The 13,866-nt window shown below is 40.3% G+C and carries 14 protein-coding genes; 5 read left to right on the top strand and 9 right to left on the bottom strand.

All coding sequences use genetic code 11. The features are described 5' to 3' along the window. Positions 1 to 115: 115 nt before the first annotated feature. The 4 genes from sufD to DMZ48_RS01480 form a co-directional block, all read right to left on the bottom strand. Positions 116 to 1,429 (bottom strand): Fe-S cluster assembly protein SufD, encoded by a 1,314-nt coding sequence (sufD, locus tag DMZ48_RS01465; protein WP_143953324.1) that lies wholly within the window; start codon positions 1,427 to 1,429, stop codon positions 116 to 118. A 15-nt stretch (positions 1,430 to 1,444) separates the two neighbouring features. Continuing rightward, entirely contained in the window at positions 1,445 to 2,197 is a 753-nt protein-coding gene (sufC, locus tag DMZ48_RS01470) for a Fe-S cluster assembly ATPase SufC (protein WP_143953325.1), read from the bottom strand. Between the two features lie 61 nt (positions 2,198 to 2,258). Next, positions 2,259 to 3,704 (bottom strand): Fe-S cluster assembly protein SufB, encoded by a 1,446-nt coding sequence (gene sufB, locus DMZ48_RS01475; protein WP_143953326.1) that lies wholly within the window; start codon positions 3,702 to 3,704, stop codon positions 2,259 to 2,261. Between the two features lie 20 nt (positions 3,705 to 3,724). After that, positions 3,725 to 4,054 (bottom strand): HesB/IscA family protein, encoded by a 330-nt coding sequence (locus DMZ48_RS01480; RefSeq protein WP_143953327.1) that lies wholly within the window; start codon positions 4,052 to 4,054, stop codon positions 3,725 to 3,727. 238 nt (positions 4,055 to 4,292) lie between these two features. Here DMZ48_RS01480 and thiL point away from each other — a divergent pair, with 238 nt between their 5' ends. After that, positions 4,293 to 5,348, top strand: a complete 1,056-nt coding sequence (gene thiL / locus DMZ48_RS01485; RefSeq protein WP_143953328.1) for a thiamine-phosphate kinase — start codon at positions 4,293 to 4,295, stop codon at positions 5,346 to 5,348. Between the two features lie 192 nt (positions 5,349 to 5,540). Here thiL and DMZ48_RS01490 read toward each other — a convergent pair whose 3' ends face one another. The 3 genes from DMZ48_RS01490 to DMZ48_RS01500 all read right to left on the bottom strand — a co-directional run bounded on the left by DMZ48_RS01490 (position 5,541) and on the right by DMZ48_RS01500 (position 8,058). Continuing rightward, positions 5,541 to 5,783, bottom strand: coding sequence for a hypothetical protein (locus DMZ48_RS01490; protein WP_199287920.1), 243 nt, complete (start codon positions 5,781 to 5,783; stop codon positions 5,541 to 5,543). 61 nt (positions 5,784 to 5,844) lie between these two features. Then, positions 5,845 to 6,624, bottom strand: a complete 780-nt coding sequence (locus DMZ48_RS01495; RefSeq protein ID WP_143953329.1) for an alpha/beta fold hydrolase — start codon at positions 6,622 to 6,624, stop codon at positions 5,845 to 5,847. A gap of 141 nt (positions 6,625 to 6,765) precedes the next feature. Further along, positions 6,766 to 8,058, bottom strand: coding sequence for an aminopeptidase P family protein (locus DMZ48_RS01500; RefSeq protein WP_143953330.1), 1,293 nt, complete (start codon positions 8,056 to 8,058; stop codon positions 6,766 to 6,768). Positions 8,059 to 8,453: 395 nt separating this feature from the next. Here DMZ48_RS01500 and DMZ48_RS01505 point away from each other — a divergent pair, with 395 nt between their 5' ends. The 4 genes from DMZ48_RS01505 (at position 8,454) to DMZ48_RS01520 (ending at position 12,663) form a co-directional block, all read left to right on the top strand. Continuing rightward, entirely contained in the window at positions 8,454 to 9,116 is a 663-nt protein-coding gene (locus DMZ48_RS01505) for a succinate dehydrogenase cytochrome b subunit (protein ID WP_143953331.1), read from the top strand. A gap of 12 nt (positions 9,117 to 9,128) precedes the next feature. Continuing rightward, positions 9,129 to 11,132: a fumarate reductase/succinate dehydrogenase flavoprotein subunit gene (locus DMZ48_RS01510; protein WP_143953332.1), complete on the top strand. Its 2,004-nt coding sequence runs from the start codon at positions 9,129 to 9,131 to the stop codon at positions 11,130 to 11,132. A 50-nt stretch (positions 11,133 to 11,182) separates the two neighbouring features. Continuing rightward, complete coding sequence (locus DMZ48_RS01515) at positions 11,183 to 11,929, top strand: succinate dehydrogenase/fumarate reductase iron-sulfur subunit (RefSeq protein WP_143953333.1); 747 nt, start codon at positions 11,183 to 11,185, stop codon at positions 11,927 to 11,929. Positions 11,930 to 12,057: 128 nt separating this feature from the next. After that, complete coding sequence (locus DMZ48_RS01520; protein ID WP_143953334.1) at positions 12,058 to 12,663, top strand: DinB family protein; 606 nt, start codon at positions 12,058 to 12,060, stop codon at positions 12,661 to 12,663. A 163-nt stretch (positions 12,664 to 12,826) separates the two neighbouring features. Here DMZ48_RS01520 and DMZ48_RS18470 read toward each other — a convergent pair whose 3' ends face one another. Together DMZ48_RS18470 and DMZ48_RS01525 are read right to left on the bottom strand one after the other, a co-directional pair. Further along, positions 12,827 to 12,964, bottom strand: a complete 138-nt coding sequence (locus tag DMZ48_RS18470) for a hypothetical protein (RefSeq protein WP_162558642.1) — start codon at positions 12,962 to 12,964, stop codon at positions 12,827 to 12,829. Positions 12,965 to 13,208: 244 nt separating this feature from the next. Then, positions 13,209 to 13,865 (bottom strand): CoA transferase subunit B, encoded by a 657-nt coding sequence (locus tag DMZ48_RS01525; RefSeq protein WP_143953335.1) that lies wholly within the window; start codon positions 13,863 to 13,865, stop codon positions 13,209 to 13,211. Position 13,866: the final 1 nt, after the last annotated feature.

Consider the following 13,866-nt stretch of genomic DNA (forward strand, 5'->3'; position numbering starts at 1 on the left):
AGGGTAAGCGCGATCTAACAAAAATCACAAACCCATATGTACCCGTTATTACCCGGGTAAAATAAAAAGACCGGCACTTAGAGATACCGGTCTGTATAGTAAAAGCTGATACGTCTTACAGATCGAATCCGAGATTAACTCCCAGTTTCATAGCGATCAGTTTATTGATACGTTGCTTAACTTCTGGTATCTTAACGCTTTCCAGAACATTATTTGCAAATGCATACATCAGCAATGCTCTGGCCTCTTTTTCAGGAATACCTCTTGATTTCAGATAAAACATAGCTTCATCATCCAGCTGACCAATGGTACAACCATGCGAACATTTTACGTCGTCTGCAAAAATCTCAAGTTGTGGTTTCGCATTGATCGTTGCCGTATCATCGATAAGGATATTGTTATTCTGCTGGAATCCATTAGTTTTCTGTGCCTCCTTCTCAACGATGATCTGACCATTGAATACTCCGGTACTTCTGTCTGCATAGATCCCTTTATAATCCTGATGACTCTCACAGTTCGGAGTTGCATGATGCACCAGCGTACTGTGATCCACATGCTGTTTGTCTCCAATAATAGTGACTCCTTTCAGGGTAGAATCAAGATATTCTCCTTTATGGAAGAATTGAAGATTATTTCTGGTCACATTCCCCCCTAGCGAAAAGGTATGCACCAGCGCATGACTATTCTGCTGCTGTGAAATAAAAGTATTATCGATCAGTGAAGCAGATTGTCTGTCATTCTGAATTTTATAGTAATCAACGATCGCTCTTTTATTTGCAAAGATCTCTGTTACTGAGTTTGTAAGCACTGGATTATCAGTAAGACTCTGATGTCTTTCGATAATCTGTACATGCGCGTTTTCACCCACAACGATAAGATTCCGAGGTTGCAATAGCAATGAAGATTCATTGCCTGTAGAAAAGTGCAGGATCTGGATCGGTTTTTCCACTACTTTTCCTCTTGGAATATTTATAAAGGCTCCTTCACGGGAAAATGCAGTATTTAAAGCTGTCAGACCGTCGGTCTTCGCGATTTTATTGAAATAATTATCGATGATGATCTTGTACTTTGGCTTGGACAGCGCAGCACTCATCAAACATACGTCAAGACCTTCATGGGAAGTCTCAGACAGATGTGAACTATAGATTCCGTCGATAAATACGATCTTATAAGAATCGATCTCATGAATGAAATATTTTTTTACTTCTTTGAATTCAAGAGATGATTCATTTTTTGGAAACACACTGTAATCACTTTTAAGCAACTTACTTAAGGACGTATATTTCCAGGACTCCAATTTTTTGGAAGGGAATCCGAGATTTTCAAAGTCTTTTATCGCCTTACTTCTGACCTCATGTACCGGTAGATTCACATCTACGGTATCTTCAAATGCCATAAAGGACGATACCAGTTTATCTTTTAATTCCATGCTTGTGATTTCCTTTTATACAGTTGCCTCCTGCTTGATCCAGTCGTAACCTTTTTCTTCCAGTTCAAGTGCCAGTTCTTTTCCTCCGGATTTAACGATCTTACCATTGAGAAGCACGTGAACAAAATCAGGTACTATATAATCGAGTAAGCGCTGGTAGTGTGTGATCACAACCACTGCATTTTCATCATTCTTCAGACGGTTTACCCCATTAGCCACAATTTTCAATGCGTCGATATCAAGACCTGAATCGGTCTCATCGAGAATTGCCAGTTTAGGCTCCAGCATTGCCATCTGGAAGATCTCGTTTCTTTTCTTCTCTCCTCCGGAAAAACCTTCATTAAGAGAACGTGAAAGGAACTTTCTGTCGATTTCAAGTAATTCGGATTTCTCTCTGATCTTTTTCAACATCTCATTAGCCGGCATCTCTTCAAGTCCTTTTGCCTTTCTGGTTTCATTGATCGCCGTTTTAAGGAAATTCGTTACGGTAACACCGGGAATTTCAACAGGATATTGAAAAGAAAGGAAAACACCTTTGTGCGCTCTCTCTTCCGGAGCCAGCTCATTAAGCTCTTCACCTTCGAGAAGTACCGAACCTTCCGTGATCTCAAAATCTTCATTTCCTGCAATTACAGAGGCAAGTGTACTCTTACCGGAACCGTTAGGTCCCATTATGGCATGTACTTCTCCGGGTTTCACATCCAGGTTAATACCCTTTAAGATCTCCTTACCTTCAACATTCGCATGTAAATTCTCAATCTTTAACATATGTATCTATTAACAATCCTGATTTCCAGGATTAAATATTCAAAACTCTGTTTATACTTAATTAACCTACTGACCCTTCCAGGGAGATTTCCAATAACTTTTGAGCTTCCACTGCAAACTCCATCGGAAGTTTATTCAAGACCTCTTTACTGAAACCATTCACGATCAAAGCGATCGCTTTTTCAGTATCGATACCTCTTTGGTTACAATAAAAGATCTGATCTTCTCCAATTTTACTGGTAGTAGCCTCATGCTCGATCTGAGCAGTTTTATTCTTAGCCTCGATGTACGGGAATGTATGAGCCCCGCACTGATTACCCATCAACAGTGAATCACACTGCGAAAAGTTCCTTGCATTGGCTGCACGACTATTGATCTGTACAAGTCCGCGATAACTATTCTGAGAACGACCGGCCGAAATACCTTTAGAGATAATGGTACTTTTGGTATTCTTCCCTAAGTGGATCATCTTGGTACCGGTATCTGCCTGCTGATAATTATTAGTAACCGCGATAGAGTAGAACTCACCCACAGAATTATCTCCTTTCAAGATACAGGAAGGATATTTCCAGGTGACGGCTGAACCGGTTTCCACCTGTGTCCAGCTAATTTTGGCATTAGTTTCACAAAGTCCGCGTTTCGTCACGAAATTAAAAACTCCACCTTTCCCTTCTTTGTCTCCAGGAAACCAATTCTGAACAGTACTGTATTTTATTTCAGCATCATCAAGAGCGACCAGTTCCACAACCGCTGCGTGCAATTGATTCTCATCTCGCATCGGGGCAGTACAACCTTCCAGATAACTCACATAACTTCCTTCATCTGCAATAACCAGTGTACGTTCAAACTGACCTGTACCCGCCTGATTGATTCGGAAATATGTAGAAAGTTCCATAGGACACCTCACTCCTTTTGGGATATAACAGAAAGAACCATCTGAAAATACCGCTGAATTCAAAGCCGCATAAAAATTGTCTTTCTTCGGCACCACAGAACCGATATATTTTTTAACGAGTTCCGGATGTTCTTTAATAGCTTCAGAAATCGAACAAAATATGATCCCCTTTTCCGCCAATGTCTTCTTAAACGTTGTGGCTACAGAAACTGAATCCATCACTACATCAACCGCTACTCCGGCGAGCTTCTTCTGCTCTTCAAGAGATATACCCAATTTCTTAAAAGTGTCCAGAAGTTCTGGATCCACTTCATCCAGGCTATCGTATTGCGGCTTTTTCTTAGGTGCAGAATAATAGGAGATCGCTTGAAAATCAGGCTTTTTATAAGTAACATTTGCCCACTCCGGCTCCTCCATCTCAGTCCATGCCCGATAGGCCTCGAGGCGCCATTCAGTCATCCAGGAGGGTTCTCCTTTCTTCAGGGAGATTGCCTTTACGATCTCTTCATTTAAACCAACAGGAAAAGTCTCAGATTCTATATCGGTATAGAAACCATATTCGTACTCCTTGGTTTCGAGTTCTTTCTTTAATTCTTCTTCAGTATATGCCATTACAAATCTTTCTAACTATATTAAAGTGAAAAACTTTCACCACATCCACATGTGCGTTGTGCATTTGGGTTGTTAAATACAAAACCCTTTCCATTGAGTCCGCCAGAATATTCAAGAGTGGTACCCACGAGATATAAAAAGCTTTTTTTATCAACGATTATCTTTACTTCGTTATCTTCAAAAACCTTATCATTATCCTCACTGTTCTTATCGAACTTCAGTTCATAAGACAATCCGCTGCAACCTCCGCTTTTCACACCTACGCGAACAAAGTCCTGATGAGGATCGAATCCATCATCGGTCATCAACTCTGCAATTTTCTTTTTTGCTGTTTCAGAAACTTTTATCATCGCAATTAGATTACTTCTAAATAGGCTACAAAAATAAGATTTTAAACAGGATATACCATAGCTTATAACATTATTATAATAAATGCCTGTATAGAGGTTAACTATACAGCCATCAATCACTTCCTGTTCGGTCTGAAAAAGCCATATTTGTTTCTCTTAAAATCCCTGCTACCAGGAAATTTCAGCCTGTTCCATCGATCCATTTACCCAATACACCTCCTTTGATTACCTTTGCACCATGATCGAAGATAAAGACCAGAAAAAAACATCGATAACCGAAATGGGAGAATTCGGACTCATCGAACATCTGACTAAGGACTTCCCTGCCAATATGGAGTCAACAATCAAGGGTATAGGTGATGATGCCGCCGTGATGAATTATGACGGAAAGAACACAGTAGTTACTACGGATCTTTTGGTGGAAGGAGTTCATTTCGACCTTTCCTATATCCCTTTAAAACATCTGGGCTATAAGGCGATCATGGTTAATCTTTCCGATGTATATGCAATGAATGCAAATCCCACACAGGTAACGGTTTCAATTGCGGTTTCCAATCGTTTCCCGCTGGAAGCGCTTGAAGAGCTATATGCCGGAATCTATCTTGCCTGTAAAACCTACAACGTCGATCTCGTCGGAGGTGACACCACCTCTTCTAACAAAGGGCTACTTATCTCGGTAACTGCCTTAGGAACTGCAGATTCCAATAAGATCGTCTATAGAAATACGGCTGGAAACAATGACCTGCTGGTCGTAACGGGTGACCTGGGAGGCGCCTATTTAGGGTTGCAGGTACTACAAAGAGAAAAAGAAGTTTTTAAAGTGAATCCTAAGAATCAGCCAGATCTTGAGATGTATTCCTATATTATCGAGCGACAATTAAAACCGGAAGCTCGTGCTGATATACCCAGATTACTGGAAGCTCTGGATGTTCTCCCAACTTCCATGATCGATATCAGTGACGGACTTTCTTCAGAAATACTGCACCTTTGCAAACAATCGAATGTTGGCTGCAATCTGTTTGAGGATAAAATACCTTTAGACCCACAAGTAATAAACACCTGCGAAGAATTCAATATCAGCAGTACCACAGTTGCTCTCAGCGGAGGAGAAGACTATGAATTGCTTTTCACGATTGCTCAGGAAGATTATCCAAAAATCAAAGGGAATCCAAACCTTACCGTGATCGGGCATATGACCGAAGTGAAAGAAGGCATTCACCTCATCACCAGAGCTAATACAAAGATCCCGATTGTTGCTCGCGGCTGGAACGCATTCTCTGAAGATCAGGAATAGATTCAACAGCGAATATTCGATATTGCTAAAAACAGAATAAGAGAACACCAGCCGTAATACACACTAAATCGGCTTTCATTAAAATCGCCCTTACAACAGGTATTGATTATACCTATGCTCTGGGCAGAAAAAGTTTTCTACCCTAAAAATTACAGAACTAAAAGGGGAATTGGTTTGCGTTTCAAAAAAACATTAAGCAACGGTTTGCAACGAATGTCTTCTTCGGTAAAAATCTGCAAGTGTTTGATTGATCTCCTTTAATTCAGGGGTTAGTACATCGAGTTTTCCGGAAACTGTGGTAGTGGTTTCGCAATTGCAAACTTTGCAACGATACTCAGTGATGTGTGGCGTGATTTTCTTCGAAGTTCGGTAGCGATGTCCAAAGACAGAACATAGCATTTTTCCGAAAGCTGAAGTTGAATTTGAGCTTTTCATCGGTTATTTAGTTTAGGTTAACAAATTTGGGTATCCGAAAATAAAAATAATTCTCAAACCATCAAATTTTTTTTAAGAAAACCTTGAAAATATCGATGAACTGCACTTTGTTTTCAATAAATGACATATGACCGTCCGGAAATTCTACGATTTCCACCGAGGTATCCTGCAATCGTTGCGCGAGCATTCCCGCATCCATGACCGGATCTTTTTTTCCAAGTATAACCATCTTTGGAAAAGGAGTGAAATGCATAAGAACTTCCCGATCAGGGCGTTCCCTCATCCCCTCCAACGCAGCGACAATTCCCTGAACCGGAGTTTTGAGCGCTTCCGATTTCAAGGCTTTGATTTCATCTGCAAAGATTTTCCTGTTCTTAGGCCTGAACAGATTCATCACCCCCAATCTTACAAAATTCTTATGATTCTGTTTTACTGCTTTTATCGCTCTAAGACGATTCAACTTCTTTTCATCACTATCAGCAAGTGGTGTGGAATTGACCAGGATCAGTGCCTTTACGTCATCCGGAAACTCTTCCGCATAGGCCAGTGCCACATATCCTCCCATAGAATGACCTGCAAACACCGCCTTTCTAATCTTAAGATGATCGATCACGAATCGTACCGCCATGGCCATCTCTTCCATCGAATGGACATAACCGAGACATCCGGTCGCTCCATGCCCAAGAAGATCAATACAAACAACCCTATAGCGACTGATCAGTTCATCTTTCAACGAGTCCCAAATACTCAGGTTTTCCAAAAAACCATGTAAAAGAACAATTGAAGTCCCTTTACCCTCAGCAGTATAATGTATTTTAATTCCTTTATAATCCAATTCCATCTTACCGAAATTTAGAAAGCAAATCAAAGATATTTAACTACAGTACAAATAACAACGCAACCACTCTAATTCGCTATACATTAAATAAAACCGGCATCACAAAACTGCGATGCCGGTCTATATAACACTCTATGAAGTTTCTTATTTATTCATCCATTCTTCTATCTCCGCTGCCTCGATCGGGATATTACGCATTAGATTGAACGGCTCTCCATTATCGCGGATCACCACATCATCTTCCAGTCGGATCCCAAATCCTTCTTCCGGAATATAGATTCCAGGTTCAACAGTGAATACCATATTAGCATTCATCGGTAATTTAAGAGGTCCGTAATCATGTGTGTCCAGCCCCATATGATGGCTTGTTCCATGCATAAAGTATTTCTTATAGGCCGGCCAATTCGGGTCTTCATTCTGAACATCTGCTTTATCGAGTAGCCCTAGACCGATCAACTCGGAGGTCATCACCTTCCCCACTTCCTCATGATAGGCTTTCCAGTAATTACCAGGCACCAACATTTTTGTCACTTCATTCTTCACACGAAGAACGGCATCATATACCTCGCGCTGTCTTTTGGTGAAACGTCCGCTAACCGGAATTGTTCGGGTCATATCACTTGCATAATTAGCATATTCAGCACCAATGTCCAGCAAAATCAAATCTCCCGCCTTACATTGCTGGTTATTTTCTACATAATGCAGCACATTCGCATTATTACCCGAAGCAACGATCGGCGTATAGGCAAAACCTCTGGAACGATTACGAATAAACTCGTGAATGAATTCAGCCTCGATCTCGTATTCCCATACTCCGGGTTTCACGAATTGAAGGACTCTTTTAAAACCTTTTTCAGTTATAGTACACGCTTGCTGAATAAGATCGATCTCCTGCTGCTCTTTAGTACCTCTGAGTCGCTGCAGGATCTGATTGCTTTTTTCCCATTTATGTGCCGGAAATTTCTCCTTACACCATATGATAAAGCGATCTTCTCGCGTTTGTGTCTCAACAGATTGACGATAATGCTCATTGGTGTTAAAATAAACCGTTTCAGCTTCCGTCATAAGTTCAAAGAAAATTTTATTGAACTCGGTCAGCCAGTAAACGGTTTTTATTCCACTGGTCTCGTAAGCCTTGTCTTTAGTCAGCTTTTCCCCTTCCCAAACTGCTATATGTGCATTGGTTTCGCGTACGAAAAGCACTTCCCGATGTTTTTCTTCAACCGCATCCGGGAACAACACCAATATACTTTCCTCCTGATCAACTCCACTGAGATAAAAAATATCCCTAGCTTGCTGGAAAGGCATTGTACTATCTGAGCCAATTGGATAAATATCATTCGAATTGAAAACGGCAATGCTTTTTGGTTTCATTTCAGAAACGAATTTCTTTCTGTTTTTAACAAAAAGCTCCTTGTCAATAAGATCGTATTTCATGTGATAAATTTTAGATCTTCAAAATTAAAAAGAAACAATGCTTTTCCTGTTAAACTTCGCCTAAAATGTTTTCCTGACGTTTTTAAATAGAAATTTTCACATTTTTTTTCCTGCATCAATCTCAAAAACGGGATTTACAATAGCCAAAAAGCAATCCTGCTTGTCACCAGTTCTTTAAAATTTGAAAATCTCTAAAAAAACCCTTCCCTTACAAAGGAGCTGTAAATCTGACACATACAACACAAATTTATATTGGAATTTAACGGAATTTCAAAATTCGGAATGATCTGTTCACACATTCTTTATATTCATTCTAAATTCCTTTTAAAACAACAATGAAAGTTTGGCGGAAAATGGCTCGTGCAGTATTTTTGCCCTATTTAAAAATAAACACTATGAGCGGATTATTAAATTCATCGATAGCACGTAAAGTTGCTATGGCTTTATCCGGAATTTTTTTAATTTCATTTCTACTACTCCATTTTCTGATCAATTTCACGTCTGTTGTAAGCGAAAGCACTTTTAACGAATTATCCCATTTTATGGGAACCAACCCGTTAATTCAGTTTCTTATGCAGCCCATACTTATCCTGGGTGTGATCTTCCATTTTGTGATGGGAATTGTGCTTGAAATCAAAAACAACAAAGCCAGACAAGTTCAATACAAAATGTATAAAGGCAACCTCAACTCTTCATGGGTATCGCGTAATATGATCATTACCGGTCTCGTAGTACTGGCGTTCCTCGGTTTACACTTTTATGACTTTTGGTTTCCTGAAATAGTTTATAAATATGTAGAATTCAATCCTGCCGACACCACCCGTTATTTTGGTGAAATGGTTCACAAATTTGAGAGTCCCGTAAGAACAGGGCTTTATGTGATCTCATTTGTATTGCTCGCTATGCACCTTTGGCACGGATTCCAGTCTTCATTTCAAACGATTGGAGTTAACAATAAATATACTCCGTTCATTCACAAGCTGGGATACACTTTTGCAGTGGTTGTTCCGGCAGGCTTTATTTTCATAGCCCTATTTCATCATTTTATCACTAATTAAAGATAGTTACGTATGTCAATTTTAGATTCAAATATACCAGAAGGGCCATTAGCCGATAAATGGACAAAGCATAAAAACGACATCAATCTTGTCAACCCGGCAAACAAAAGAAATATCGATGTGATCGTTGTGGGGACCGGTTTAGCCGGAGGGTCTGCAGCCGCTACCCTGGCAGAACTCGGTTATAACGTTAAAACATTTTGCTATCAGGATTCCCCCAGAAGAGCGCACTCTATCGCAGCTCAGGGAGGTATCAATGCCGCAAAGAACTATCAGGGTGATGGTGACTCTGTTTACCGACTATTTTATGATACCGTAAAAGGTGGTGATTATCGCGCGCGCGAATCAAACGTATACCGTCTTGCCGAAGTTTCTGCCAGCATCATCGACCAATGTGTTGCTCAAGGGGTGCCTTTTGCACGCGAATATGGCGGACTTCTTGATAACCGTTCTTTTGGTGGCGTACTTGTTTCACGTACCTTCTATGCAAAAGGTCAGACAGGGCAACAATTATTACTAGGTGCTTATTCAGCGATGAATCGTCAGATTCACCGTGGTAAAATAAAATCATATAACCGTCACGAAATGCTGGACATAGTAATCGTAGACGGAAAAGCAAGAGGGATCATCGCCAGAAACCTCGTGACCGGAGAGATCGAAAGACATTCTGCTCACGCGGTTGTGATCGCAACCGGTGGATATGGTAACGTATTCTTTCTTTCAACCAATGCAATGGGATCGAATGTTACCGCCTCATGGAAGATCCACAAAAGAGGTGCTTTGTTCGCTAACCCTTGCTTTACACAAATTCACCCTACCTGTATTCCGGTATCCGGTGATCATCAGTCTAAACTAACCCTTATGTCTGAATCACTTCGTAATGACGGACGTATCTGGGTTCCTAAAAAACTGGAGGATGCGAAAGCAATCCGGGAAGGTAAGCTGAAACCTGTAGATCTCAAAGAAGAAGATCGCGATTACTATTTGGAAAGAAGATATCCTTCCTTCGGAAACCTTGTGCCCAGAGACGTAGCTTCACGCGCCGCGAAAGAGCGTTGTGACGCCGGATTTGGTGTTAATGCAACCGGTGAAGCCGTTTACCTGGACTTCGCTTCTGCAATACAGCGATATGGAAAAGAAAAAGCTGCCGTTAGCGGTATTACTGATCCTGGTCCGGACTTGATCCGCCAATTAGGAGAAGAAGTTATCGAAGCTAAATACGGAAACTTATTCCAGATGTATGAAAAGATCGTTGATCAAAACCCTTATAAAACGCCGATGATGATTTATCCGGCCGTTCACTATACCATGGGTGGTGTATGGGTGGATTACAATCTTATGACCACGATTCCCGGATGTTACTGTGCCGGAGAAGCTAACTTCTCTGATCACGGAGCTAACAGGCTTGGAGCTTCTGCACTGATGCAAGGTCTTGCCGATGGTTATTTCGTACTTCCTTATACTATCGGAGATTATCTATCAAAAGATATCCGTACCGGCGCAATCCCAACGGACCTTCCAGAATTCGATGAAGCAGAGAAGAACGTGAGAGATCAAATCGACCGATTCCTGAATAATAACGGAACCCTGTCGGTTGACCACTTCCATAAGAAACTTGGAAAGATCATGTGGAACAAATGTGGAATGGCAAGAAATGCTAACGATCTGGAATCAGCAATTAAGGAGATCAAGGAACTCAGAGATGAGTTCTATGCGAAAGTGAAGGTGACAGGCAAAGCCGATGCCAAGAACAGTGAGCTGGAAAAAGCTTTACGGGTAGCGGACTTCCTGGAATTGGGAGAACTTTTTGCCAAGGATGCTCTTCACAGAAATGAATCTTGTGGAGGTCACTTCAGAGAAGAGTATCAGACTGAAGAAGGTGAAGCCTTGAGAGATGACGAAAACTTCAAATATGTAGCTGCCTGGGAATATAAGGGTGAACCTTCCAAGGCTATACTGCACAAAGAAGATCTTGTTTACAACAATATCGAACTTAAAACAAGAAGTTACAAGTAAAAGGTTTCAAACAAAACACCTGAAACAACAGGTCTTAAAAGCATAAGATTATGAATTTAAAACTAAAAATATGGCGTCAGAAAGATGCCAACTCAAAAGGTCAGATCGTAGATTATAATATCACAGATGTTTCTCCGGATATGTCTTTTCTTGAAATGCTGGATGTTTTAAATGAAAGTCTGGTAGAAAAAGGAGAAGAACCCGTAGAATTCGATCATGATTGCCGCGAAGGAATCTGCGGCACATGTTCTCTACAGATCAACGGAGAACCTCATGGTCCTGATAGAGGTGTCACCACCTGCCAGCTACACATGAGGAAATTTAAAGACGGAGACACTATCTATATAGAACCTTTCAGAGCTAAGGCATTCCCTGTGATCAAAGACCTTATCGTTGATCGAAGTGCCTTTGACAGAATACAGCAGGCAGGAGGTTATGTCTCTGTAAACACTTCGGGTAATACGATCGATGCGAACGCAATTCCGATCAACAAACACGATGCTGATGAAGCCTTTGATGCCGCTACCTGTATCGGATGCGGAGCTTGTGTTGCCGCTTGTAAAAATGCAAGTGCGATGCTCTTTACCTCTGCTAAGGTTTCTCAATTTGCACTTCTACCCCAAGGACAGGTTGAAGCAACAGAACGAGTACTGAATATGGTAAAACAAATGGATCTTGAAGGATTCGGTAACTGTACCAATACCGGGGCTTGTGAGATCGAGTGTCCGAAAGGCATTTCGCTAAAGAATATCGCACGAATGAATCGTGAATATCTTGCCGCAAGTCTGAAAGGATAATACATACAAGCGCATTAAAAAAAGCCCTTAACTCACTGTTAAGGGCTTTTTATTTTGTTCTATTTGATTATCAATATGTTAGATGCTTTTTTTGTATATTTAAGTATTAACTTAAAAGGGGCAAAATCATGAAATATTTAATTATTCTCTTCGCATTCCTGTATGCAGGAACCGCAAACGTTTCGGCACAAGACATGACCAAGGACGAACGTAAAAAAGCTATCAACATGTTGGAAAACTCAAGAGACCAACTTTTAGAAGATATCAGAGGATTGTCTGATGAACAACTCAATTTCAAACCAGATGAAACATCATGGTCAATTGCAGAATGCGTGGAACATATAACCACCACAGAAGACCAGTTTATGACTATGCTGGAGAAAGGACTTGAAGAACCAGCGAATCCAGAAAGAAGATCGGAAGTAAAATTTGATGACAATTCCGTCTATAAAATGATCACCGATCGATCAACAAAGTTCAAAACATCTGAACCACTTGAACCCACGGAAAAATATGGAGATTTCAAATCTACACTAAAGGCTTATAAATCCACAAGAAACAATACGTTGAAGTATGTACGATCAAGTAAAGACGATCTTAGAAATCATTATATGGCATTCCCTTTTGGAACTGTAGATATGTATCAACTTCTGATTTTTGATGCAGGTCACAATATGCGCCACAATGAGCAGATCGCCGAAATCATGGCGAATCCTTCATTTCCTAAGAAATAAGGCAGGAAAACGCCTGGTTTAACCGTCAAATCATCTCGAAGTCTCGGTTTGAGGTAACTATAGTCGACATGAAATATAAAAACAAAAAAGGAGATCTAATTTGGGGCTTTAGATCTCCTTTTTTTGTTTTACGCTAAGCGCAATCTTGTTACTCCAGGGGCAATTAGAGCATCAATAGCTTCTTAGCAACTAACATCAAACTCTTCATTAGAGCAAAAGTTCCTTTAAAGCCTTGGGCAAAGGCACTAAGAAACGTGGCATGCTCTTCATCACTTTGGTAGGTCATTACATGATTTCTCATAACATAAGTGGTTTAAAGTAGGTATTAGGTCTTAGTCTTTATTGGGTTTAGTAAATGTATGTAAGTTTGTGTGTTACTTCCTAATAATTGTTGTGAACACACAAAATGTTGTTGTCAAAACACATTTAAAAAAATTCAGACTAATCACAGAACTTTTCATTTCTAATGATGCTTTCAAAAATAACAGAATCGAACATAATACCGATAAAGTGAATTATTTTTTCGATGAAATGCATGTATTAAATTAAAACATCATCTCAGGCACCTCAGAAGGTACGGTTAAACGACCGGTTGTAGCCGCTTTAATTTCATCGACACTAACACCCGGCGCTCTTTCCAATAACAAAAATCCATTATCAGTGATTTCAAGTACGGCCAGATTTGTAACTACCTTTTTAACACAGTTAACCCCGGTTAAAGGAAGACTACAATCGGATAATAGCTTAGATTCACCTTCCCTATTGGTATGCATCATAGCTACAATTATATTCTCAGCAGAGGCAACAAGATCCATCGCTCCTCCCATACCTTTCACCATTTTACCAGGAATTTTCCAGTTTGCGATATCTCCGCTATCCGAAACTTCCATAGCACCAAGAATAGTCAGATCCACATGCTTACCGCGTATCATACTAAAACTTAATGCCGAGTCAAAAAATGAAGCCCCGGGAAGTGTAGTAATAGTCTGTTTACCCGCATTAATTATATCTGCATCTTCTTCTCCTTCAAAAGGGAATGGCCCCATTCCAAGAACACCATTTTCACTTTGAAATTCTACAGAAATATCATCTCTGACATAGTTCGCTACAAGCGTTGGAATACCGATACCAAGATTAACATAATACCCATCCTTTACTTCTTTTGCTATTCTCTTAGCTATTTGTTCTTTTGAAAGGCTCATA

Source organism: Robertkochia solimangrovi (assembly GCF_007279655.1).
Taxonomy (GTDB): Bacteria; Bacteroidota; Bacteroidia; order Flavobacteriales; family Flavobacteriaceae; genus Robertkochia; species Robertkochia solimangrovi.